The sequence below is a fragment of the Burkholderia sp. IMCC1007 genome (assembly GCF_027257875.1).
In the GTDB taxonomy this organism is placed as follows: domain Bacteria; phylum Pseudomonadota; class Gammaproteobacteria; order Burkholderiales; family Burkholderiaceae; genus Burkholderia.
Genome location: NZ_JAPVQY010000058.1, coordinates 1 through 24433, shown reverse-complemented (window position 1 = coordinate 24433; position 24433 = coordinate 1). Strand labels below are relative to the sequence as shown.

Sequence of the window (24433 nt, the reverse complement as noted above, 5' to 3'; positions counted from 1 at the left end):
GATGACGCGCACCCCTTCCGCCCAGACACCGCACCGCATCGCGCTGCTGTTCAACGCGAACAAGGTCTACGACCGCGAGATCATCAGCGGCATCGGCCAGTACCTGCACACGACGCGCGTCGTGTGGGACCTGTTCCTCGAAGACGACTTCCGCTGCCGGCTCGCCGGCATCGAGCGCTTCGACGGCGACGGCATCATCGCGGACTTCGACGATCCGACCGTCGCCGACGCGCTCGCCGGCTCGCCGCTGCCGATCGTCGCGGTCGGTTCGTCGTACGAGGATTCGACGCAGTATCCGCCCGACGTCCCATATATTGCGACGGACAACCCGAAGCTCGTGTCGCTGGCTTATACGCACCTGATCGGCGCAGGGCTCGCGCATTTCGCGATGTACAGCCTGCCGGTCGCGCAGGAGAACCGCTGGGCGCAGCAGCGCGAGCTCGCGTTCGACCGGCTTGCGCGCGCGGACGGGCTCGACGCGCCGATCTACCGCGGGCTGTCGACGAGCGCGTCGGGCTGGAACCATGCGATCGAACAGCTGATCGGCTGGCTGCATGCGCTGCCGAAGCCCGTCGGCGTGATCGCGGTCACCGATGCGCGTGCGCGGCATCTGCTGCAGGCGTGCCTGCTCGCCGGCATCGCCGTCCCGGAACAGGTCGCGATCATCGGCATCGACAACGATCCGCTCACGCGCACGCTGACGCGCATTCCGCTGTCGTCCGTGATCCAGGGCACCGAGGAAATGGGCCGCACCGCCGCGCACCTGCTGCACCGGATGCTGCGCGGCGCACGCTTCCCCGAACAACGCATCCTGGTCCCGCCGGTCGGCATCAACGTGCTCGAGTCCACGCGTCACCAGCCGCTCGCGAGCCCGCACGTGATGCGCGCACGGCATTTCATTCGCCAGTACGCGTGCCAGGGGATCAAGACCGAACAGGTCGCCGACTATGTCGGCGTGTCGCGTTCGCTGCTCGAAGAGCACTTCCGGCGCGAACTGCAGCGCACCGTGCACCAGGAAATCCTGCGTCACAAGCTCGAGGCCGCGCAGGCGCTGCTCGCGGGCCGCCATGCGTCGAGCGCGGAAGTCGCGATCCGCTGCGGCTTCACGTCGTTGCAATACATGCACGCGGTGTTCCGCCGCGAACTCGGCTGCACGCCGCGCGAGTACCAGGAACGCGCCGCGGCCGCCCACTGAATTCACCGCCCCACGAGCGAACCCACTCATGCATATCGATACCGACACTTCCCGCCCGGCAGCCGACGTCGCCCGCATTCCGTCCGAGTCGTGGGGCACGCTGCCCGGCGGCGACCCGGTGCGGCGCTACACGCTGCGCAACGCGCACGGGATGCGCGTCGTCGTCAGCGATCTCGGCGCGACCGTCGTGTCGTGGCTCGCCGCCGATCGCACCGGTCGTTTCGCCGATGTCGTGCTGGCCCACGACACGCCGGCCGAGTACCTCGCATCCGGCGCGTATCTCGGCGCGACGGTCGGCCGCTGGGCGAACCGGATCGCGGGCGCGCGCTTCACGCTCGACGGCATCGACTACGCGCTCGACCGCAACGAGAACGGCAATCTGCTGCACGGCGGCGCAAGCGGCTTCCATCGCGCACGCTGGGACGTGGTCGACGATCGCGGCGGCCTGACGCTGCGGCTCGATTCGCCGGAAGGCGATGCAGGGTTCCCCGGCAACGTCAGCATGCAGGTGCGCTACTCGCTCGACGACGACGGCACGCTGACGATCGATTACCGCGGCGTGACCGATGCGCCGACCCCGCTCAACCTGACGAATCACAGCTACTTCAATCTCAGCGGACGCGCGGGCAGCGACGTGCGGGGCCACCTGCTGGAGATCGACGCCGACGCATTCGTCGAAGTCGACGACACGCTGATCCCGACCGGCACGGCGGACGTGACGGGTACCGCGTTCGATTTCCGGCAGAGCGCGCCGCTCGGCGCGCGCCTCGACTGGCCCCATGCGCAGCTCGCGCGCGGGCGCGGGTTCGATCACTGCTACGTGTTGCGCGACCCCGAGCGCGGCGTGCGGCACGTCGCGTCGATCTACGATCCGGAAAGCGGCCGCGAGCTCGCGGTGTCGACGGATCAGCGCGGGCTGCAGCTCTATACGGGCAACCATCTCGATGGCCTGCGCGTGAGCGGCGGCGTGTCGTGCGTGCGGCATGCGGCGCTGTGCGTCGAAGCCGGGTTCTTTCCGAACCAGGTCAACATGGATGGATTGAGCGCCGAAACCATCCTTCACCCGGGCGTAACGTATCGGCACACGACCCGGTATCGCGTCGGCGTTCGCGCGTAGCGATATGCGGAGCGGCCGCTGAAGGTCCCGTGACCGAAACGGCGCACCGAGATTTCGTGTATCGACGAGTTGAAGAAGGTAACGGTGACGTAAAGGGCAATCCGGAGTGGACCAGGACAGGCGGCAGCACCGTGCCGCCGCCCGTTGCCAGCGCGCTTCCGTCAGAACTTGTGCCGGATTCCCGCATGCACCATCAACTGCTTCGACGTCGCCGACAGATCGGCCGCGCCGGGGATATACGCCTGATCGAGCGACGAGCCGGTCGCATCGCCGGCGATGCGCTGATACGCGCCCATCAGATAGACGTCGGTCCGCTTCGACAGGTTGTAGTCCGCCATCAGCCCGACCGAATGGATCTTCGGTTTCGCGCTACCCGTGGTCGCTTCGTAACGCACCGTCGTATACACATACTGCGCACCGACGAAGAACGCCGGCGTGAACTGATACTTGCCGTTCACTTCGAAGTTCTGATACTTGATCGCCGTGACCGTGCCGCCGGCGAGCGGGCCCGTCACCGGTTCGATCGTCTCGTCGCCGAACAGGTAGCCGACGTTCGCGGTGGGCCGCGTGACGTTGCTGTTCGTATACGCGAACCCGACCGTCGCAGGCCCGGCCGTGTAGTTGACGCCCGCGCCGAAAATCCGCAGCCGCGCCGACGCGAAGTTCGCATCCGCGCCGACCGGCCCGGAGCCCGCGATCGCGCCGCCGCTTGTCGCGCCCGGGTTGTCCGCGTTCAGGAACGCCGCGCCGACGAGCAGGCCGCCCTGCTCGTACTGCGCGCCGATGCTCCACTGCCGATTGTTCGCGAAGCCGGTGTCGTTGCTGAAGCTGTACGTGCCGCCGAACGAGAAACCGGCAAAATCCGGGCTCGCATACTTGACCGTATTGTTCACGCGGAACGTGTTGCCGGTGTTGTCGTTGTCGAGCGGATGCGAGAACGGATACACGCCCCAGCTGCCGTTCGCGGTAGTCGGCGCGAGATAGTCGACGACGGAATCGTATTGGCGGCCGAGCGTCACCGTGCCGAAGCGCGTGCTGCCCAAGCCGACATACGCCTGCCGCCCGAACATGCGGCCGCCCTGCGCGAGCGTGCCGCTGTTCACGTTGAAGCCGTTCTCGATCTGGAACAGCGCGCTGTAGCCGCCGCCGAGATCCTCGGTGCCCTTCAGCCCCCAGCGGCTGCCCTGCGCGAAGCCGCTCGCCATCTGCCACGCGCCGTGGCCGCCGACGTTGTTCGTATAGTCGACGCCCGCATCGATCAACCCGTACAGCGTGACGCTACTTTGTGCAAAGGCGGGCGCCGCACACAGCGCCGGCATCGCGACGACCAACAATCTCCAGTTCATTCGTGTTCCTTATTGATGTGATGATCCCCACCCGCTCGCTACGAAGCGGTGCCGCTTACTTCGCGCCGTAGATGTCGAAGTCGAAGTACTTGCGGTTGATCCGCTGATACGTGCCGTTCGCGAGGATCGTCGCCAGCGCGCGGTTGAACGCGTCGCGCAGGTCGGTGTCCTGCTTGCGCAAGCCGAGGCCGTCGCCCTGCCCGAAGTACTTCGCGTCGTCGATCGCCGCGCCGACGAACATGAAGTCCTTGCCCTGCGGCTTCTTCAGGAAGCCGTCGCTGGCCGCGATCGACGCCTGGAACGCCGCGTCGAGCCGCCCGGTCACGAGGTCGGCATAGACCTGGTCCTGGTTCTGGTACGACTCGATCTGCACGCCGGCCGGCTGCCAGTTCGCGATCGCATAGTCGGCCTGCGCGGAGCCCTGTTCGACGCCCACGCGCTTACCCTTCAGCGACACAGCCGCCGGCAGCAGCGGCGAGCCCTTGCGCGCGATCAGCCGGGCCGGCGCATTCGAGATCCGGTTCGTGAACGCGATCTGCTGCATCCGCTTCGGCGTGATCGTCATCGACGACGCGATCACGTCGAACTTGCGCGCGAGCAGCCCCGGAATCATCCCGTCGAAGCTCGACTCGACCCACACGCAACGCGCATGCAGTTCCGCGCACAGCGCGTTCGTGATGTCGATCCCGAAGCCCGTCAGCGTGCCGTCCGGCTGCTTGTATTCGAGCGGCGGATACGTCGGATCGACCGCGAGGCGAATCTCCTTGCCCGTCCAGTCGCCCGCGTGCGCGGCCGCTGCCATCGTCGTTGCCGTCAGCGCCACCGCGAGCGCCGCCATCCACTGTTTCATTGCGTGTCTCCTTGTTTCCATCGTTGAAAGTGATTCGAATGCGTGTGCCCGGCTCACGCGAGATAGCGCTCCGCGAGCGCGATCCAGTAGCTCGCGCCGGTCGCGAGGCACGCGTCGTTGAAGTCGTAGCCGGGGTTGTGCAGCCCGCAGCCGGCGGCACCGTCGCCGTTGCCGATCGACAGGTAGCTGCCCGGGCACGCGTTCAGCATGAACGCGAAATCCTCGCTCGCCGCGATCGGCCGCAGGTGCGGAATCAGCGCGTCGTCGCCGCCCCATTCCCGCGCCACGTCGCGTGCGAACGCGGTTTCCGCCGGATGATTGACGAGCACCGGATAACCGTACCGATAGTCGATCTCGGCCGTCGCCCCATAGCTTTCCGCGTGGCCGTGCACGATCGCGCGGATGCGTCGTTCGAGCAACGCGCGCACGTCCGGCGACAGCGCCCGCACGCTCAGTTCGAGATCCGCATGCGGCGCAATCACGTTCGATGCGGTGCCCGCGTGGATCGAGCCGGTCGTGACGATCGCCAGCTCCTGCGGATTCACGTTGCGCGACACGATCGTCTGCAGCGCCATCACGATCGATGCGCACACGACCACCGGGTCGATCGTCATGTGCGGCGCCGCGCCGTGACCGCCGCGCCCCGTGACGCGCACCCGCACCTCGTCGGCCGACGCCATCGCCGGGCCGTCGCAGAAGCCGAGCACGCCGGCCGGCAGCCCCGGCACGTTGTGCATCGCGAACACGGCATCGCACGGGAACTGCGCGAACAGCCCGTCGTCGATCATCCGCTTCGCGCCGCCGAGCCCTTCCTCCGCCGGCTGGAAAATCAGGTTCAGCGTGCCGTTGAAGCGCCCGCGTTCCGCCAAGCAACGGGCGGCGGCGAGCAGCATCGCCGTATGGCCGTCGTGGCCGCACGCGTGCATCACGCCGTCGTGCCGGCTCGCATGCGGCAGCCCGGTCGTCTCGCGGATCGGCAGCGCGTCCATGTCCGCGCGCAGCCCGAGCCGTTTGCCGGCGCCGCGCGTGAGCGTGCCGACCACGCCGGTGCCGCCGAGGCCGCGCGTCACCCGATAACCCCACGTTGTCAGGAACTCGGCGACCAGCGCGCTCGTCGCGTGTTCGTCGAAACCGAGCTCCGGATGCGCATGCAGCCTGCGGCGCAGCGCGATCATCTCCGTTTCGATGGCCGCCATTTCTGGCGCAATGCGTTCTCGATCCAACCCCGATACTCCTCGATGCGTTCCGGTTTGCCGATCGCCGAATGGCGGATCGTGGCGGGATCGTATGCAGCGAAAATGCCGGCGAACAGCCGCAGTTTCGTTATGATGACAACCTTTCGTTGTCGGGTCTCGGCCCGTTTCGTACCATGAGCACGATCAAGCTGCATCAGTTGCAGGCGCTCGTCGCGAGCGCGGAAGCCGGCAGCATCCGCGGTGCCGCGCGCACCCTCGGGTTGTCGCAGGCGGCCGTCACGCGCGCGCTGCGCGAGCTGGAGGCGAGCGAGCGCCTGCCGCTGCTGGTGCGCGCGCCGGAAGGCATCGGCTTCACCGAATACGGCAAGACGCTGCTCACGCACGCGAAGCTCGTGCTCAAGCAGCTCGAGCACGCGCAGAGCGACCTGGAACGGATGCGCGGCCGCGTCGAGGGGCGGCTGAGCGTCGGCGTCACGCCGTGGCTCACCATGACGTTCCTGCCGGAAACCGTGCTGCGGTTTCGCGAGCGGATGCCCGACGTGCGCGTCGAGCTCTACGAGGCGCTGATGGCCGTCGCGCAACCGCTGCTGCGCGACGGCAGCATGGATTTCGCGCTCGGCCACCTGCAGCCCGGCAGCAGCGCGCAGGAATTCGCATTCGAGCCGCTGCTGCGGTACGAAACGTCGGTGATGGTGCGCGCTGGGCATCCGCACGAGCGTGCGAAGTCAGTGCATGAGTTGCTCGATTGCGACTGGGTGCTGAATTCGTCCGCCGACGGCCAGGCCGCGCTCGTGGACTATCTGTTCACGCGGCACGGCGCGCAGATCGACGAACGGCGCATCGTGCGCGCGCAGTCGGTCGCGATACTGCAGACGATGCTCGAACAGGCCGGCATGTGCACGTGGTGCCCGACGATCCTCGCGGCGGTGCGGCCGTTCGGCGAGCGGATGCGCGTGCTGCCGCTGAAGGAGACGTTCGAGCCGAGCGAACTCGGGATCGTCACGCGCCGCAGCAGCACGCTCGGCGACCCGGCACGCTGCTTCATCGACTGCCTGCTGCAGGTGATCCGGCGGCATGCACGCTCGGCGCGCGGCGAGGATCTCGCGCTGTTCCGCACGCTCGAGCTGTTGATCTGAGGCGCGCGCGTCAGACTGCGACGTCCTTGTACAACGCGGTGCTCGCGCGGTTTTCGGGTGTCACCGGAAAGTTGAATCCGCATTGCGCGCACGGCTGCGCGAGCACGTCGCGCTCGCGTTCGAGCGGATACGGGCTGTCGTCGGCGGTCCCGCAGCACGGGCAGACGCGAATCAGGCGCGTATTCTTCAGCTCGAAATTGGTGATGATGTCTTCCATGATCGCGCCGGTGCGGACCGCCCATTCCTTCGCATGCTTGTGATACACGTTCGCATGCCAGTCGCGCAGCGCGTCGAAGCTGGTCCAGAAGCTGACTTCGTTGAACCACGCGGGATCGTCCGCATGCACCCACCACGTGAGGTGCATGAATCCCGGCACGTCCTTCAGGTGGTTGCGCACATCCGAGAACACCATCTTGAACTTCTCGTAGCCATCCGGGCTCGAGAAACGCACGCGCTGCATGCTCAGATAGACAGACATATTACGGGCTCCTGGCGATTGGGTTGATGAGCAGTCGCCGGGCGAGCGAGCCGGCATGTGCGACTGTCGGGCGACTGACGGCCCAATATAGGCAGGCAATAAACCCGCTGATGGTCCAACGGCGGCGAATTCGAAGGAGCCAAGTCGAACGACGGGCATCGACGCGCCGTCGCGCGGCGCGGCACGCGAATGCCCGACCGCCTTGCGTCAGCCGCGCACCACGCGCGCGAGGCGTTCGATGCCTTCGCGGATGAGCGCCTCTTCCATCGACGCATAGCCGAGCAACAGCCCGGCCTTTCTGGGCGCGTGCAGAAAGTACGGCGTCACCGGGTAGATGCCGACCCCGGCCTGCGCGGCGGCCTCGATCAGCGTCGGCACGTCCCCGGACGTGCGCTTGTTGAGCCACACGAGCGCATGGATGCCGGCGCTGATGCCCTGAACCGTCACGTGCTCGCCCAGGCATTCGTCCACCGCGCGCATGAACGCGGCACGCTTGCGGCCGCACAGCCGCTTCTGCTCGACCAGGTAGCGGTCGAAATGCCCCTGCGCGATGAAGTCGCTCAGCGACGACTGAAGCAGCAGCGGCGTCTGCCGGTCGCACACGTGTTTCGCGGCCAGCAGGCTCGGCAGCAGATGCCGCGGGCTGACGATGTAGCCGATGCGCAGCGACGGGAACAGCACCTTCGACATCGTGCCGACGTAGATCACGCGATCGCCGCTGTCCACGGCCTTGATCGACGCCTGCGGGCGCACGTCGTAGCGCAGTTCCGCGTCGTAATCGTCCTCGACGACGAACGCATTGTGTTCGCCGGCCCAGTCGAGCAGATCGCGGCGTCGCGCCGCGGACAGGATCGCGCCGGTCGGAAACTGGTGCGACGGCGTCACGTAGACGGCCCGGCAATGCGCGGACGCGCCCGGCAGCTTCGCGGTCTGCAGGCCGTCCTTGTCGACCGGCACCGCGACGATCCGCGCGCCGGCCGCCGCGAACGCTTCCCGCGCGCCTTCGAAATGCGGCTCTTCGATCGCCACGCCGTCCTCGGGATCGATCAGCAGACGCGCAATCAGGTCGAGCGCCTGCTGCGAGCCGTTCGTGACGACGATGTCGTCCGGTCGGCACTGGATCCCGCGGGCCCGCGCCAGATACTCGGCGATCTCCGCGCGCAGCGGCGGATAGCCGCCCGGATGTCCATAGCCGATATTCGACGTCGCGCTGACGGTGGCGCGCCGCGCGACGATCCGCGACCACTTCGAAAACGGAAACTCGTCCGTCACCGGCAGCCCGTACCGGAAGTCGTACTTCAGCTCCGGTCGCTCCAGGATCGGCGACGGTTCGAGACTCTGCAGCCGCCGCGCAAAATGGGACAGCACCGGCGCGGCCGTCGCTGGCCGGGTCCGCGGCAATTCAGCCGCGGGCTTGGCGACCAGGCCTTCCGCGACGACCGACCCCGCGCCGAAGCGGCTGACGATGTGCCCTTCGTTTACCAGCTCGCTGTAAGCCGTAGTAACCGTGTTGCGCGATACGCCGAGCTCCTTCGCCAGATCGCGCGTCGGCGGCAGCCGCGTGCCGGGCTGCGCCTTCGCGATCTCGGTGCGCAGCGCCCGAACCAGCTGGTCGACCAGCGCGCCCTTGCCATCCAGCGCGAACAGGACACCCAAACTCTTTCTGCTCCGGCTTGATTTCTCCACTACCTGTGATCCTTTCGAACGCCAAGAAAACGACGCCGCCTGCCGCGCCCGTCGCGCGCCGCACGATGCCGGCCGCCCGATCTTACTTCGCCTGAAATATGCGCCAAACACTCGGTTGCCCCAATGTCGCGCGGGCGCGCCACGGCGGTCGCCACGGCCCGCGTCACGGCCGCCGCGTCGCGCGACCGAGCAGCAACTTGGCACCTTTCATCCGCGCGGGTTTGGCCCCACAACGGCCGTTTTTGCGTGCGTATATTGACCTCGGACCACGACGCGGCCGGCGCACGTGCGTGCGATCGCCGGCGCCGCTGCTTCGCGCGCCGGCAGTCATTCACGTCACCACGACCCAACCCTCACCCGTGCAAGCAGACAAGCCATGCAGCTGGACACAGCAATCGACCGTCTCGCATCAAGCGTCGCAGTCGTCTTCGTTGCGTACGGAGCGGCCCTCGTCTGGCCGGCGCCGGCGCACGATCGACCGAAGGCCCGCGGCGACGTGGTCATATCAGGAGGACGGACGGCTTCACGGTTCGCCCTGGCTATTCAATCTGACGACAGGACACCCACATGATTTCCCTGGAAGAGTACGCACGACATGACGGCCTGGGTCTGGCCGAGCTCGTCGCCAAAAAGGACGTCACGCCGCTCGAGCTGCTGGACGCCGCGTTCGCCGCCATCGACAAGGTCAACCCGACCGTCAACGCGGTGCTGCAGGTGCTTCGCGAGCAGCCCGCCGCCACCGTGGCGTCCGGAATACCGGCCGGGCCGTTCTCGGGCGTGCCGTTCCTGATCAAGGAAGCGGTGCTGCAAGCGAAGGGCGTGAAGTGCGAGATGGGTTCCGGTCTCGCGCGGGGACTCGTCGCACCGGCCGATTCCGAGCTGATGACGCGCTTCCGGCAAGCCGGGTTCGTGCTGGCAGGTACGACCCAGACGTCGGAGTTCGCATACAGCCCGTCGACCGAACCGCGGCTGCACGGTGCGGTGCGCAATCCGTGGGATCTCGCGCGCAGCGCCGGCGGCTCGAGCGGCGGCGCCGGGGCTGCCGTCGCCGCGGGCATCGTTCCGGTCGCACACGGCAACGACGGCGGCGGCTCGATCCGGATTCCGGCGTCGTGCAACGGGCTCGTGGGCCTCAAGCCGAGCCGCTACCGGACCCCGTGGGGGCCGTACCACGGCTCGGAGCTTGTGTTCGGCGCAATCTCGGAGTTCGCACTGACCCGCACGGTACGCGACGCGGCGGCCCTGCTCGACGCGGTGTCGGGCGCCGACGTCGGCGCGCCCGGCCATCCGCTGCCGCAACCGGAGCCGTACGGCGCCGTCATCGCGCAACGGCCGCGCGCGCTGCGCATCGCGTGGTCGACGAAGACGGGAGCCGGCGACCTTCCCGATCCCGAGTGCGTGGAGGCCGTGCACCGGACCGTGCGCCTGCTCGAGGAACTCGGTCATACCGTCGTCGAGGATGCGCCGGTCTATGACTGGGAACAGTTCCTCGAAGCGACGCACGTCGTGTGGATGAGCTTCATCGCGGCCAGCGCGCAGCAGCTCGCGCAGGCGACCGGTCGTACGCCGGGTCCGCACAACCTCGAGGCCGCGACGCTCGCATCGTACGAAGAAGGCAGGAAATACAAGGCCACCGACCTGATCGGCGCACTCGGCCAGCACAACGCGGTGTGCCGGCAGGTCGGCGCGTTTTTCGAAACGGTCGATGTGTTCCTGACGCCGACGCTCGCGAGACTGCCTCGCCCGCTGGGCGAACTGAATCAGGATCGCGCAGGCATCACCGCGTTCGAATGGACCCGGCAAGTGTTCTCGTATATTCCCTTTACGCCGGTGTTCAACGTGACGGGGCAGCCTGCGATCTCGCTGCCGCTGCATGTGACCGAAACCGGGCTGCCGGTCGGGGTGCACTTCGCCGGGCGCTACGGACAGGAAGCCACGCTACTGCAATTGGCCGCGCAGCTCGAACAGGCGCGTCCGTGGGCAAACCGGCGGCCGCCGGTGCACGTGGCGCGATAAGTCTCGCGTCACGCCCGATCGTGCAGCCCGCGCCGACGACTGATGTCGTCGGCTTTTTTATTCGTAGCTCGGCATGCCCGCGCTGGCCCGCCTTCCGGCTGGCCCGGCATCCTCCTCTCGTATCGCATCGAAACGGGCGCATGCGACCGGCGCTCCCGTCGGTTTCTGCATTCCCACTCCATTGCGTGCGTGCGCATTGATTGCCTCGGCCGTCGCGTGCTCCGTCAATCTTCGCTTGCAGTGTGCGCACGAACCGGCCTGTGCGGATGCCCGAATGCAAGAAACCCTCGGGAACGTTACCGTTCGCCGAGGGTTTCCGAAGCGGCTCGAACGAACCGCGAATCCACCGTCACGCGTCAGAAAACAGTCCGGATGCCCACGCGACCAAGGACCTGCGAGCGGGTCGACGAGATGCCGGCCGACCCGGTGATATAGGCATTGCCGAATACGGTTCCGGCCGCGTCCCCGCCGACCTGCTGATAAACGGCCTGCGCATACAGGAACGTGCGCTTGGACAGCAGGTAATCGGCCATCAGGCCGCCCTGATGCCAGCGCGGCGTGGCCGCCCCCGAAGCGCTGTCGAACCGACCGAGGGTATAGGCATACATCGCGGCGAGCACCACGGTCGGCGTGGCCTGATACCTGACGTTCGCCTCGAGGTTGTCGAACCGCAGCAGCGTCGCGCCGGCCGGCAGCGTGCCGAAATAGGCGGACGAAACCGGATCGTTCAATACCGTGTGCGTGTAGGTCAGGCCTAGCGTCGCCGGCCCCCAGTCGTAGTTCGCCCCCGCGCCCCACACGCGCTGACGCCGCGCGACGAAATTCGCATCGGTCGACGAAATCGCGCCGGACGCCGTCGCCCCCGGGGAATCGGCCTGCAGATACGCGACCGCAAGCGACAGCGGCGACCGGTTGTACGACGCGCCGACGCTGAAACTCCGATTGCTCGCGAACCCGGTTGCATTCCCGAATGCATACACACCACCGAACTGCAGGCCACCATAATTCGTGCTACTGAATTTCACGGCGTTGCCGAGCCGGAACGTCGCGACCGTATTGTCGTTGTCGTACGGATGCGCGAACGGCCATCCGCCATCGCGGCCATTGGCCGTCAAGGGCGCCAGGTAATCCTGGATCGAGTCGTATTGACGACCGAGCGTAACGCTGCCCCAGCGCGCGTTCTGCAAGCCGACGAACGCCTGACGCCCGAACAGCATCCCCGACGGCAGCGCGCGACCGGAATTGAGCAAAAAGCCGTTCTCCAGCGTGAAGATCGCCGCGGTTCCCGCGCCGAGCGCTTCCACGCCCTTGATCCCCCAGCGGTCGCCCGCGGTCCAGCCGCTCTGCGTCTGCCACGCCTGCTTGCCGCCGGCATTGTTCGTGAAGCCGATGCCCTCGTCGATCAGGCCGTAAAGCGTCACGCTGCTCTGCGCGGACGCCGCGTTCGTCACCGCGCACAACACCGTGCACAGCATGGCTGCCTTGTATTTCATGGATTCTCCAAATGATCGTGATTGCTTTGTGTGCGCGTCGGCGCGAGGCGGGTCACTGCACCGCGACGCTGCGCGCGTGATCGGTCTGTGTCGCGCGGCGATTGACACGCACGAGTGTCAGGCAGCCCAGCCACGCGAAAACGCACATCGCGGCGGCCGCGAGCAGCATCGCCGTGTAGCCTTTGCTGATCGAGATGATCCAGCCGGCCACCGCCGGGCCGACCATCAACCCGACGCCGATGCCCGCGCTGGAGAATGCGAGCAGACGGCTGGTTTCATCAGCCTGAGAAATGGCTTCCAGCATCGGTGGAAGCGCAAACGTCCATGCGAACTTGAACAGGATCGCGGACATCGTGAAGAGCGCGAGCGAGCGCACGTCGACGAGCCCGAGACACGACAGGAGCATCGCGCCCATCCCGGCCGAGATCAGCAGCGCGGCCTGCACGCGGCCGCTGAGCACGCCGACGACGACCGAGCCGATCATGCCGGCCACCGTGGAAATCGCCAGGGCGGTCCCGATGCTGGCGTCCGTCAGATGGATGCCGGTGCCGATTTGCCCGATGAACGTCCACACGCTGGCCAAACCGTAGTAGAAGGCCGTGACGGTGCCGAGCCCGAGCAGCAGCAGGTGGAACGGCACCCTCGCCTGCGGCCGACTCCCCGCGCGCGCCGACGGCGGCGTGGCCGGCAGCCATTTGATGAACGGGATCATCGACAACGCGAGCAGCACTTCCACGACGAAAAACGCTTTCAGCCCGTAGGCGTGGAACAGCAAAGGCAGCACCAGCAGGCCGATGGTGCCCGACGCCAGTTGGCCGAGGATGAACATCGCGTATCCGCGCGCCGGCCGCGACACCTGCCCGGAAAAAGACAATCCCAGCAGGCTGATCGAGCAGCCGCCGAAGATCGTCGTCACGCCCTGCACGAGCATCAGCGCCCTGACGTCGGGCAGCACGAAAATCGACGCGACATAGCCGGCGATGAACACGAACAGCGCGAAGTTGAAGAGCTTCCCCCAGTTCACTCTCGGCAGCACATAGGTGCCGAGAATGCCGGCAACCGCGAACCCGCAAAATTCCAGCGAAAAGAAATTCCCCAACTGCCCCGGGGTAAACGCAAACTCGTTGACGAACTGGTTGCCGAGCGCCGGCGCACACAGCAACACGCCGTTCGGAAAGACACCCACCATGAAAAGGGCAATCATCGGCAACCATGCCGTCGTGTCGCGCCGCATCACGCCTTCAGTGTTCTGCATCTGCATATCATCTCCTGACAGGAAGATCCTGGATTTATCGACAACCACGCGCATTCGTTCTGGCATCTCCTCGATGTAAAACATTTCAATAGGATTTCTAAATTAATGCATCGATCATGTGAATCGATATCGGCGTGTGGACGGCGCCCGTCCTTATGAAGCCCTGTTGCCCATCGCGCACCTGCATGTACCGCCGCCGCGCCGGATCCAACGAAAACGCAGCATATCGACTTCAAAAAGTCATCGTTGGTCCAAACCGGCCGCGGGCGAGAGTGCCAAACGTGGCACCGCAACCCTCTCCCACGCCCTTTCCGTGCGCCCGCGGCCGGCAACGATCCCGTATACCTGCGCGCGGCATTGTTTTATACTGCCCCCCAGTATCCGGAAGCCACGACACCATGCCGCATTCCCCCGAAGAAAAGAAACGCGTCCTGACCCGCGTGCGCCGCGTTCGCGGGCAGTTGAACGCGCTCGAGCAAGCGCTCGAGGAGGGCGCGGACTGTGGTCCGGTCCTGCAGCAACTGGCTGCCATCCGCGGCGCGATCAACGGCGTCATGGCCAACGTGCTGGAAAGTCACTTGCGCGAGGAATTCACGCAGCTCGCGGACGCCCCGCGGCCCGCTTCCGGATCGATCGACGAAATCGTCACTCTCGTTCGGTCCTATTTGCGTTGACAGAGGCGAAATCGTCGACGTAGCGCTCCATTCGGTGTTTTTTAAACAGGATTGCCATGAAATCACGTGCTGCTGTTGCGTTTGAGGCGGGTAAGCCGCTGCAGATCGTCGAGATCGATGTCGAGCCGCCCCGCAAGGGCGAAGTGCTGATCAAGATCACCCATACGGGCGTCTGTCACACCGACGCGTTCACGCTGTCGGGCGACGATCCGGAAGGGATCTTTCCCGCCGTGCTGGGCCACGAAGGCGCCGGCATCGTCGTGGAAGTCGGTGAAGGCGTGACCAGCGTCAAACCCGGCGACCACGTCATTCCGCTGTACACCGCCGAATGCGGCGAATGCCTGTTCTGCAAGAGCGGCAAGACCAACCTGTGCGTGTCGGTGCGTGCTACCCAGGGCAAGGGCGTGATGCCCGACGGCACCACGCGTTTCAGCTACAACGGCCAGCCGATCTATCACTACATGGGCTGCTCGACGTTCAGCGAATACACCGTCGTCGCCGAAGTCTCGCTCGCGAAGATCAACCCGGACGCGAATCCGGAGCAGGTCTGCCTGCTCGGCTGCGGCGTCACGACCGGCCTCGGCGCGGTGAAGAACACCGCCAAGGTGCAGCCCGGCGATTCGGTGGCCGTGTTCGGCCTCGGCGGCATCGGCCTCGCCGTGATCCAGGGTGCGAAGCTCGCGAAGGCCGGCCGCATCATCGCGATCGACACCAACCCGGGCAAGTTCGACCTCGCACGCGTGTTCGGCGCGACCGACTGCGTGAACCCGAAGGATCATCAGGAACCGATCCAGCAAGTGATCGTCGGGATGACCGGCTGGGGCGTCGACCACAGCTTCGAGTGCATCGGCAACGTGAACGTGATGCGCGCCGCGCTCGAATGCGCGCACCGCGGCTGGGGTCAATCGGTCGTCATCGGCGTCGCGGGCGCCGGCCAGGAAATCTCGACGCGTCCGTTCCAGCTCGTCACCGGCCGCCGCTGGCTCGGTACCGCATTCGGCGGCGTCAAGGGCCGCTCCGAATTGCCGGGCATGGTCGAGGACGCGATGGCCGGCACGATCCAGCTCGCACCGTTCGTCACGCACACGAAGCCGCTCACCGGCATCAACGAGGCGTTCGACCTGATGCACGAAGGCAAGTCCATCCGGACCGTCGTGCATTTCTGAAGCACGCGTGAAACACGCGCAACGAGGCCGGCCCGATCGCGGCATCCGGTCTCGTTGCGTGACGCCGCCGGCAAGCCATCGCGGTTGCGGGTGGTGCATGTCCGAACCATCCTCCTCGCTCGGGCCGGTAACGGTCATCGTCGTGCCGTGCATCGCGCGACGCCATACGCAATCACTCCGGATCGGCGAGCACGATGACGTTCTCAACGTACATCGTGACAATCGCGACGGGCAATTTCGGATAGCGAAGCAATGCTTCGATCGATCGCAGGTCGGACAACCCGGCATAGCGAAGCTGCATGACATCGCCTCCCGGCAGGACCGGCGGCACCCGCATGGTTCAGATCCCGCGCTGGTTCACCCGCTTCGACAATGCCTCTGCACTTTCCTTCCGCTCGCTGTACCGGTCGACCAGATACGGGCCGATGTCCCTTGTGAGCAGCGTGAACTTCACCAGTTCCTCCATCACGTCGACGACCCGATCGTAATAGGCCGACGGCTTCATCCGCCCCGCTTCGTCGAATTCCATGAATGCCTTGGCGACCGACGACTGATTCGGAATGGTCAGCATGCGCATCCATCGCCCCAGCACGCGCATCTGGTTCACCGCGTTGAACGACTGCGAGCCGCCGCTGACCTGCATCACCGCCAGTGTCTTGCCCTGCGTCGGCCGCACGGCGCCGACCGATAGCGGAATCCAGTCGATCTGCGACTTCATGATGCCCGTCATTGCGCCGTGTCGTTCCGGCGAGCACCACGCCATCCCTTCCGACCACAGCACCAGCTCGCGCAACTCGACGACCTTCGGGTGCGACTCCGGCGCATCGTCGGGCAGCGGCAGGCCGCTCGGATTGAACACACGCACCTCGGCGCCCATTGCCACGAGCAGGCGTTCGGCCTCCTCGACCAGCAGGCGGCTGAACGAGCGCTCGCGCAGCGAGCCGTACAGCAGCAGGAAACGCGGCGGATGCGTGGATGGCGACGCCGGCCGCAAGCGGCTCGCGTCCGGCACGCGGAAAAGCTCGGGATCGAGTTGCGGCAGGTCAGTCAGTCGATCGGTCATGAATGGATTCCCCGGTTGGTTCACACGCGCTCGTACCAGCCCTTCGACCGGATCACGATACGCACCACCAGCAGCATGACCGGCACTTCGATCAGCACGCCGACGACCGTCGCGAGCGCCGCGCCGGAGTGAAAACCGAACAGGCTGATCGCGGCCGCGACGGCGAGCTCGAAGAAGTTCGACGCGCCGATCAGCGCGGACGGGCACGCGACGTCGTGCTTCTCGCCCACCGCGCGGTTGAGCCAGTACGCGAGCGCCGCATTGAAGAGCACCTGGATCAGGATCGGCACCGCGAGCAACGCGATCACCAGCGGCTGCTTCAGGATCGCCTCGCCCTGGAACGCGAACAGCAGCACGAGCGTCGCGAGCAGCGCGGCGATCGACCACGGGCCGATCCTCGCCATCGCGGCATCGAACGCGGCCTGCCCGTTGCGCAGCAATCGCTTGCGCCAGATCTGCGCGAGTATCACCGGAATCACGATGTAGAGGATGACTGACGTCAGCAGCGTCGCCCACGGCACGGTGATCGCGGATATCCCCAGCAGCAGCCCGACCAGCGGCGCGAACGCGACCACCATGATGCTGTCGTTCAGCGCGACCTGCGACAGCGTGAACAGCGGGTCGCCGCCCGTCAGCCGGCTCCAGACGAACACCATCGCCGTGCACGGCGCGGCCGCCAGCAGGATCAGGCCGGCAATGTAGCTGTCGAGCTGGTCTGCCGGGAGCAGCGGTGCGAACAGTTGCCGGACGAACAGCCAGCCGAGGAACGCCATCGAGAACGGCTTGACGAGCCAGTTCACGACGAGTGTGACGCCGATCCCCTTCACATGCCGGCGCACTTCATGCAGTGCGCCGAAGTCGACCTTCACGAGCATCGGGATCACCATCACCCAGATCAGCAGCCCGACCGGCAGGTTGACCTGCGCATATTCGATGCGGCCGATCCGCTGGAACAGGCCGGGTTGCGCTTGCCCGAGCCCGATGCCGGCGACGATGCACAGCGCGACCCAGATCGTCAGGTAGCGTTCGAAGAAGCCGATCGCGGGCTTGGCGACAGCGTGGCGCGGCGGGATGACGTTGGACGTGTTCATCGGACAGGATTCGGGGCTCGGGGCTCGGGGAAAGACATGCGGCAACCCACTCGCGGACGCCGCCGTGCGCGCCGTTCAGTTTCGCGAGATGGCGGTCAGTGCCGCCTCGAGTTCAGCGTGGCTCATGCGATCGAGCGGCAGTGCCAGCAGTTGCAGCATCCGGTAGCCGAGCGCCTCGCGCGTCAGCTCGAACGCGAGCCGCTTGCCGGCATCGCCGCCCGCCGCGTTCGACGGATCGGCGTAGCCCCAGTGCACTTTCACCGGACTGCCGGGCCAGTACGGGCAGGCTTCCGCGGCCGCGCTGTCGCATACCGTGATGACGATGCGCATTTCCGGCGCGCCGCCGCCGACGAATTCGTGCTGGCTTTTGCTGCGGTATCCGGTGACGTCGACGCCTGCGCGCGTCAGCGCGTCCAGCGCGAATGGGTTGAGCCGGCCGCTCGGCGCGCTGCCGGCGCTGTAGGCGCGGACGTCGCGGCCGAGCTTTGCGGCCCAGTGGTTGAGCATCCCTTCCGCCAGCACGCTGCGCGCGGAGTTGTGGGTGCAGAGGATCAGGACGTTGGTGGTCATCGGCGGGCGCAGATACGTTTCAGGTTTGGTCGGAGCAAGCGGGCGAACACGCGGAAACCGGCGAGCACGGATTGCCGCCGCAACAGTTCTCGGTGAGGTAGCCGATGAGCCCGTTCATCGTCGCGAAGTTCGCGCAATAGAACACGAAGCGGCCTTCCTGCCGACTCGTGACGAGCTGCGCGTGCGCCAGTTCCTTCAGATGAAACGACAGCGACGACGGCGGTACGTCGAGCAGCGTCGCGATCTGCCCGGCCGGCATGCCCGCCGGGCCGGCCTGGACCAGTGCGCGGAAAACGGCGAGGCGGGAGTCGTGCGCGAGCGCCGACAGGGCGGCGATGGTTTGGGTGGTTTCCATTTTTCGATGATAGTCGAAATGTGGAAATAATGGAATGGGGGCGTCGTGCTCGCGACAAGATTGAACCGGTCGGGTTTCTTCGACAGAGTCGCGGGTGAGTATTCGGTCTGTCTTAACCGCTTGGTGAAGGTCGCGGCTACCACGAGCCGCACTCGATTACTCGACCGACGTCACTCCACCAACCATCCCGCTTCGCCTTCGACCAGGATGCCGCCATGGCTGGTAGTGTCACCCACGCGAGCAACGGGTTGGCCCTCAATGCCGCTGCCCGGCGAGCCGGTTTCGATAATGGCCCCGCAACTGGTGCGATCTCCGACCCGCGCCACAGCCCGGCCATCGATCGCAGCAGACGCGGCCCCGCTAGTAACCGTGCCCTCGCCATGGAGCGGACAGATATGGCGATGACCGACGAGTACGACTGGTTTCATTTCAGACTCCTTGAGTTAAGAACTACATCACGTGGATCAACTTGAGCTGTTATCGGCTCATTGGGCCCGGGCAAATCGCGCTGCCAACCCTTGCACGGAACATTGAGTTTTGGTTTTGCCATCAGGCTTCCTCGGTTATTTCGATGGCTGCGAAGCCAGAGCTATCGCTCTTATCAGGCATGGGCGTTCACGGTGCCGTCCGCGACTCGTGGTCCATGTCAGCGGGCCACTCAACCTTGGGAGCCAAGCGCAACGCCAAGTTGTACGGAGCTACATCGTTGGGATCGCGCGGCTCGGCATGGTCAGGATCGAGACCCTCGATGCCGTTTTGCATGTACGAACACACATAGGCCCAAAGGTTGGTCGTGTTGGCGGCGGTGCTACTAAGGGCGAAGCGAGTAATGACGTCATTGGTACCCGGCTTCACGACGGCAATGGAAACACCTTCTTTGATGATGGGGGCACCACCGGCGGTCGCGCGGCGCACCTTCCACCTTTCGGCGCGCAAATCGTCCCAGTCATAACTCGCCGTAGTGACATACCAGCGCGTGAACGGATTCCACCAGACCGAGTGAAAGTCGTATACGTACACTTTGCGGCGCATGCGGTTGAAGCGAAGAGGCAGATCGCGCGGTGGCGAAACGTCCGCGCGATAAAGAACACATGTTCCCCAGATACCAAATGCAACAGTGATAATATCTACAAAAGTGACACCGAGGCACTCCAGGGTCGTCCAAGTGTCAAACGCCCTTAAAATGAAGACAAGCCACCCAGTAAAAAATATATACCAGGTTATCGTCATCGCCGAAATTATCGAAAAACAAAATACCAATCCACGAATAGTCGACACATTTCTGGAAATTTCTATGTAGATCAAGTCGAGATGCATTGGTGACTGCCACAGAATCATCGGGCTTTCATCGATAGGTTCGTTCGGGCCTGCTAGATCACGTTGCCATCCGGAACAAGGAGGATTGAGCTTTGGTTCTACCATCATAATTCTTCCGTGATTTCGACAGCAGCAAAGCCAGAACTATCGCTCTTATCAGACATAGGAATTCACGGTGCCGTGCGTGACTCGCGATCCATATCAGCAGGCCACTCCACCTTGGGAGCCAAGCGCAACGCCAAGTTGTACGGAGCGACGTCATTGGGATCGCGCGGCTCCGCGTGATCCGGGTCAAGACCCTCGATGCCGTTTTGCATGTATGAACACACATAGGCCCAAAGGTTCGACGTGTTGGCGGCGGTGCTACTAAGGAGGAAGCGTGTAATGACGTCATTGGTACCGGGCTTCACGACCGCAATGGAGACGCCTTCTTTGATGATGGGTGCACCACCGGCGGTTGCTCCGCGCACCTTCCATTTCTCGGCGCGCAAGTCGTCCCAGTCGTAGCTCGCCGTGGTGACATACCAGCGCGTGAAAGGATTCCACCAGACCGAGTGAAAATCATAAACATAGACTTTGCGGCGGAGGCGATTGAAGCGAAGGGGAAGACTGCGAGGCGCAGATACGTCCGCTCGATAGAAAACACATACAGCCCATACGCACAGTGCAATTACACTGATGTGCAGCAAGACAATTCCCGCCATTTCAATCACCGCGTTAAGATCGGTCATTTCTAACATGGCAATATCTCTCCCGGCAAAAGCCACATATCGGCAGGTCGTCAATGCAGTTAGCAGGGAAAAGCAAAGCAGGGCTCCACGCAACACCGAAGTGTTTCGTTCGAATTCGACATAGATCGTATCGATATATGCCGGAGCCTGCCACAACAGCGAGGGGCTTTCATCGACAGATGCGTTTGGTTCGGGAAGATCACGTTGCCATCCAGTACAAGGAGGATTCAATTTGGGTTTTACCATCATAATTCTTCCGTGATTTCTACAGCAGCGAAGCCGGAACTATCGCTCTTATCAGGCCAGAAGGTCACAATCAATGTGGCCGACTTGATCTTGTGAACTGGACCTAACCAATACCGGCCGCTCAACACCGGCCGCTTCGAAGTGGGGTTCGTCTCGCCTTCGAGGGAGTAATCCGGGCGATTCAGCACTGTGGCTGGCTTGAGCGTTGCCGTGTCGTTGAATTGGCCCGATGCCATTACATGGGGGGATAGAGCGGGCAGGCGCTTACCAGTGCGCGTCACGCCAAAGCGTTCGGTAGAAAGGGTAAAGCGATAGCGCGATCGTTGAGCATCGAATCCCGGTAAGACCGCACCATAGGCCAACACCGTTCCTGTCTCTACAGCGCCACCATTTTTTAGTACCTCGACGTCTTCAGCCATAAGCTCGTCGACGGGTCTAGCGCGAGTTCCCTTCTCGAAACTGAGTGTCACGTCCATACCTAGTACCGCGGCATTGAGTGCCGCGATAGCGCGATCCATGTCTTTCTCTGGATCGCTCCACCGCTGCTTGCCTTCTACTTGGCCGAAGTAGCAACGCCGAGCCCATTGTTCTAAGGCATCTGATTCGAGACTCTTTGCATACTGGACGACTGCGAAGGCAAATAGTCCGAACGCGATACCACCGCCCAAAGCGCCAAATAGAACGAGCGAACCAGTGGCTCCCCAAAAGGTGAGACCGGCTCCGATAATCGATAGACTTCCTGCGATTTCGTAGGTTCTTGCTGCCTTCTCATCACCGATTTTTTCCACACGCGTGGCGGAACTGAAGCTCGCCTTTGCGTCTGCAATACCGGCAAGGGCAGCTATTGCCCCACCGATCTTCACCATTAGGTTACCTAGCCCCACAACTCGACCGAGCACCGGCGTTTGCTTGACTCCCCAGTGCCGCACGAACTCCCTTGCAGCCTCCGCCGGAATTTTGATTGCCAAACCAGCCGCTTCAACATGCGCCCCGATCAAACTAATCGACACACTGTAAAACGCAGCCACCGCTTCCGGATGACGCGCACCCACCTTCGCATCCAGATCGGCCAGCGTGCTCTTCAAACTGTCCTGCAGAAAGTACAGCCCGACGAACGACAAGCCCGCGTCCACGCTGCCGACAGACAAGCTCTTGAGGCCAGCGAAGCTGCTGCCAGCAAAACGATGCGCACCGGCGGCACCGATCTGCAAGCCGTTAAGCAGCTTGGCCGCGGCCGGCTCCAGGTTCTTGAGGCCTGCCTTGATCTGGCGCAGTGCCGCCTTGGCCTCCCGGTTCACGTCCTGCCCCAACACACCGCCGGCCTGCTTGATGTCGCGCGCCCGCTCCGTCGCATCCTGCCCAAACTGTACGAGCCGTTGCTTGACCTCTTCGGCCGAACCATGAACCCATAGCGTGACGTCGATCAATACGTTGCGAACGTTGGCGTTCGGGATAGTGATCAAGCTCCCCAACAGCATCGCGCGCGCCCCCTTGCCGACAGCCTTTTGCGCCGCATTGGCGTGGCCGCGTATCTCCTCCGACAACAGATCGAAGCACTCGCCTACCGTGAGCTGGATCGTGACCTGAGTGAGCTTGGTTTTTCCGTAGAGCCACGCCGCGCCCATATGGAGATTGTCCAGCGCCGCCTTGGCGCCGATGCTCAGGGTACTGTCCAGGCGATTGGCCGCGTCATGCATCGCGGCGAGCAACTGATCAGCCGCACCGACGATGACACTTCTGCGCCAATCATCACCGTCCTTACTGGTCGCGATGAGTTTGAGCACGTCATAGTATTTCTTGCCCGCATCGTTGGGCATGGCGCCGGCTGCGAACTGCGGCTCAAACGCTTTCTGCAGGTCGGTATGCTGCCCATTCAGCGCGATGTAGGCCGGGCTGTTGGGGTCTTTCAGTAACTGCCGCCATGCCTTGCCACTGGGGCCAAGTACTTGGGGCTTGGGTGTTTCGCCCGCTTTGGCCGGCGACGATGGGGCATCGGTGATACCCCCGGCAAGACAGTCGGCGGCGCTAACGAGACGACATTGCCATGAACGAACATCCGCGTCGGCATAGTCGAACGTCATGATGCGGTTCCAGTCGGCACTGGCCACCTGCGTACCCCAGTCGGTCGCATAGGCATCGATCTGCTTCTGGAAATCGTCGACCGTTTTGTCGTACGCGTCCTGGAAAGTTTTGCGTCCCTTCGGGCCGGTTTCCCAGTAACGTTCTTCGAGTCGCGCGATTCGACTCTTGACCTTGTGCTCGACCGTGGTAGCGCGCTCTTTCGCCGGATCTTGGAACACCGGCGGCACGCCAGCCTCGCTGGGCATCCAGAAATCATCGGCGGGAGGTGGCGTGTCGGCATCCACGAGCTGGGCGATGTAGGCTTTTATGCCCAGCAAGCATTGCGAAGTGAGGTAGGCATATCGCCGCGCCGGCTCCTCACGCCAGTGCTGGCGCAAAGTGCTGACGGAGAGCCGCAAGCTGTTGAGTTCCGCTGCCATGCCCACCGGATCGGGCAAGATGAGGCCCGCTACCCCTTTCTCGAGCCCATGCTGCTTCTCGAGTATGTGCAATTGCGCGCGCATCGCTTGCGCGCGTGCTTGGCGAGGATGCCACGCATGAACGCTACCGAAGTCGCGTGTGTTCGCGGCGTATTCGGCCACGTGCTCGTGGAGTGCATCGCCATGCTCCAGCGCAAGTGCCTGATTGTTCGCTTTTGGATCGGACTTCAGGATGGCGAGATTGATCAGCTTGAATCGCTGGCGATAGTCTGCCGGCAGCGGCTTGCCGTTAGCGTGCTTGCCCGTGCGATACGCATCGAGCGTGGCCTTCGGCCAGGGGTCCTGCGCGAACGCGATCCAGGCCTGCTTGTAGGTTGCCGTGTCGATGTTGATGAACGCAGCACGCAGATCATGCCCGGCATCCACGCACGCCTTCGAGAGCGGCTCGGGTTTCGCGCGCGGCATGGCAAAGGGATTGCATTGACGCAGGTAGCCTTCCGGAGTCACCTGATAGGCGTGCCAGATTTTTTCATCCAGCAGCACATAGACGTAGCCCTGTCGCAGTACACGCAACGCGGTCTGTACCGACGCGTGATGCAGCGCACCCTGCCGCTTGAGCCCCTGGGTAACCGGCATGACGGCGAGCCGCAACGGCAGGATCGGTACGCCCGTGCGCTGACACGCGTTGCAATCTCCGGTGGGATTGGGCGCTGCTTGGCGTGCGGCTCGGGTGAGAGTTTGGCTCGTGCTCATGAATAGCTCACTGCTGCGGGTAACGACGCGACGATGCGCATCCAGGCCGAATCGTCGTAGGTCTCAAAACGCGCCTGTAACGTGGATGTGCCGGCCAACGCGCGCGCAATGTCAGCCTGTACGTGAGGGTGCAGTGGCAAATCCGGATGAATGAACACGCGATGCATGCACAGATCGATGACGTCGGCGCTCAGGCGC

General features: G+C 64.4%; 23 protein-coding genes. 6 read left to right on the top strand and 17 right to left on the bottom strand.

Annotated elements, in window-relative coordinates:
* Position 1 precedes the first annotated feature (1 nt).
* Entirely contained in the window at positions 2-1195 is a 1194-nt protein-coding gene (locus tag O1Q03_RS32685; RefSeq protein WP_269508795.1) for a XylR family transcriptional regulator, read from the top strand.
* Between the two features lie 28 nt (positions 1196-1223).
* A complete protein-coding gene (locus O1Q03_RS32680) occupies positions 1224-2312 on the top strand; it encodes an aldose epimerase family protein (RefSeq protein WP_269508793.1) in 1089 nt (362 codons plus the stop codon).
* A 161-nt stretch (positions 2313-2473) separates the two neighbouring features.
* Here O1Q03_RS32680 and O1Q03_RS32675 read toward each other — a convergent pair whose 3' ends face one another.
* From O1Q03_RS32675 to O1Q03_RS32665, 3 genes are read right to left on the bottom strand one after another with little or no spacing between them, the layout of a single operon-like run.
* Positions 2474-3658, bottom strand: coding sequence for a porin (locus O1Q03_RS32675; RefSeq protein WP_269508792.1), 1185 nt, complete (start codon positions 3656-3658; stop codon positions 2474-2476).
* 55 nt (positions 3659-3713) lie between these two features.
* Positions 3714-4508 carry an ABC transporter substrate-binding protein gene (locus O1Q03_RS32670; protein ID WP_269508790.1) on the bottom strand — a complete coding sequence of 265 codons (795 nt, stop codon included), beginning with the start codon at positions 4506-4508 and terminating at the stop codon, positions 3714-3716.
* 53 nt (positions 4509-4561) lie between these two features.
* Positions 4562-5683, bottom strand: coding sequence for a M20 aminoacylase family protein (locus tag O1Q03_RS32665; protein WP_442865897.1), 1122 nt, complete (start codon positions 5681-5683; stop codon positions 4562-4564).
* 194 nt (positions 5684-5877) lie between these two features.
* Here O1Q03_RS32665 and O1Q03_RS32660 point away from each other — a divergent pair, with 194 nt between their 5' ends.
* Complete coding sequence (locus O1Q03_RS32660) at positions 5878-6840, top strand: LysR substrate-binding domain-containing protein (protein WP_269508786.1); 963 nt, start codon at positions 5878-5880, stop codon at positions 6838-6840.
* Positions 6841-6850: 10 nt separating this feature from the next.
* On the opposite strand, the gene O1Q03_RS32655 is transcribed toward O1Q03_RS32660, so the two are convergent.
* Together O1Q03_RS32655 and pdxR are read right to left on the bottom strand one after the other, a co-directional pair.
* Positions 6851-7318 (bottom strand): antibiotic biosynthesis monooxygenase family protein, encoded by a 468-nt coding sequence (locus O1Q03_RS32655; protein WP_269508784.1) that lies wholly within the window; start codon positions 7316-7318, stop codon positions 6851-6853.
* 207 nt (positions 7319-7525) lie between these two features.
* Entirely contained in the window at positions 7526-8974 is a 1449-nt protein-coding gene (pdxR, locus tag O1Q03_RS32650) for a MocR-like pyridoxine biosynthesis transcription factor PdxR (RefSeq protein ID WP_269508782.1), read from the bottom strand.
* Between the two features lie 597 nt (positions 8975-9571).
* On the opposite strand from pdxR, the gene O1Q03_RS32645 reads away from it, so the two are divergent.
* Positions 9572-11020 carry an amidase gene (locus O1Q03_RS32645; protein WP_269508780.1) on the top strand — a complete coding sequence of 483 codons (1449 nt, stop codon included), beginning with the start codon at positions 9572-9574 and terminating at the stop codon, positions 11018-11020.
* A 356-nt stretch (positions 11021-11376) separates the two neighbouring features.
* Here O1Q03_RS32645 and O1Q03_RS32640 read toward each other — a convergent pair whose 3' ends face one another.
* Positions 11377-12513, bottom strand: a complete 1137-nt coding sequence (locus tag O1Q03_RS32640) for a porin (RefSeq protein WP_269508778.1) — start codon at positions 12511-12513, stop codon at positions 11377-11379.
* 52 nt (positions 12514-12565) lie between these two features.
* Complete coding sequence (locus O1Q03_RS32635; protein ID WP_269508776.1) at positions 12566-13768, bottom strand: MFS transporter; 1203 nt, start codon at positions 13766-13768, stop codon at positions 12566-12568.
* A gap of 398 nt (positions 13769-14166) precedes the next feature.
* Between O1Q03_RS32635 and frmR the strand changes: the two genes are divergently transcribed.
* Positions 14167-14442: a formaldehyde-responsive transcriptional repressor FrmR gene (gene frmR / locus O1Q03_RS32630; RefSeq protein ID WP_096504646.1), complete on the top strand. Its 276-nt coding sequence runs from the start codon at positions 14167-14169 to the stop codon at positions 14440-14442.
* A 56-nt stretch (positions 14443-14498) separates the two neighbouring features.
* Complete coding sequence (locus tag O1Q03_RS32625; protein ID WP_269508774.1) at positions 14499-15608, top strand: S-(hydroxymethyl)glutathione dehydrogenase/class III alcohol dehydrogenase; 1110 nt, start codon at positions 14499-14501, stop codon at positions 15606-15608.
* A gap of 172 nt (positions 15609-15780) precedes the next feature.
* Here O1Q03_RS32625 and O1Q03_RS32620 read toward each other — a convergent pair whose 3' ends face one another.
* The 10 genes from O1Q03_RS32620 to O1Q03_RS32575 form a co-directional block, all read right to left on the bottom strand.
* Complete coding sequence (locus O1Q03_RS32620; protein WP_269508772.1) at positions 15781-15945, bottom strand: hypothetical protein; 165 nt, start codon at positions 15943-15945, stop codon at positions 15781-15783.
* Positions 15946-15948: 3 nt separating this feature from the next.
* Positions 15949-16671 (bottom strand): arsenical resistance protein ArsH, encoded by a 723-nt coding sequence (arsH, locus tag O1Q03_RS32615; protein WP_269508770.1) that lies wholly within the window; start codon positions 16669-16671, stop codon positions 15949-15951.
* 20 nt (positions 16672-16691) lie between these two features.
* The gene (arsB, locus tag O1Q03_RS32610; RefSeq protein WP_269508768.1) at positions 16692-17762 is read right to left on the bottom strand and encodes an ACR3 family arsenite efflux transporter; all 1071 of its coding nucleotides are present in this window, start codon (positions 17760-17762) and stop codon (positions 16692-16694) included.
* A gap of 75 nt (positions 17763-17837) precedes the next feature.
* On the bottom strand, positions 17838-18332 hold the full coding sequence (locus O1Q03_RS32605; protein WP_269508766.1) for an arsenate reductase ArsC: 495 nt from the start codon (positions 18330-18332) through the stop codon (positions 17838-17840).
* 19 nt (positions 18333-18351) lie between these two features.
* Positions 18352-18687 (bottom strand): ArsR/SmtB family transcription factor, encoded by a 336-nt coding sequence (locus O1Q03_RS32600; RefSeq protein WP_269508764.1) that lies wholly within the window; start codon positions 18685-18687, stop codon positions 18352-18354.
* Between the two features lie 170 nt (positions 18688-18857).
* The gene (locus tag O1Q03_RS32595; protein ID WP_269508762.1) at positions 18858-19115 is read right to left on the bottom strand and encodes a PAAR domain-containing protein; all 258 of its coding nucleotides are present in this window, start codon (positions 19113-19115) and stop codon (positions 18858-18860) included.
* A gap of 187 nt (positions 19116-19302) precedes the next feature.
* Positions 19303-20025, bottom strand: coding sequence for a DUF6708 domain-containing protein (locus tag O1Q03_RS32590; RefSeq protein WP_269508760.1), 723 nt, complete (start codon positions 20023-20025; stop codon positions 19303-19305).
* 149 nt (positions 20026-20174) lie between these two features.
* The gene (locus tag O1Q03_RS32585; RefSeq protein WP_269508758.1) at positions 20175-20981 is read right to left on the bottom strand and encodes a DUF6708 domain-containing protein; all 807 of its coding nucleotides are present in this window, start codon (positions 20979-20981) and stop codon (positions 20175-20177) included.
* On the bottom strand, positions 20981-24235 hold the full coding sequence (locus O1Q03_RS32580) for a T6SS effector BTH_I2691 family protein (RefSeq protein ID WP_269508756.1): 3255 nt from the start codon (positions 24233-24235) through the stop codon (positions 20981-20983). Before O1Q03_RS32580 ends, O1Q03_RS32585 begins: the two co-directional genes overlap by 1 nt.
* Positions 24232-24433 (bottom strand): hypothetical protein (locus tag O1Q03_RS32575; protein ID WP_269505395.1); only part of this gene is annotated, 202 nt, incomplete at its 5' end. The genes O1Q03_RS32575 and O1Q03_RS32580, both read right to left, overlap by 4 nt.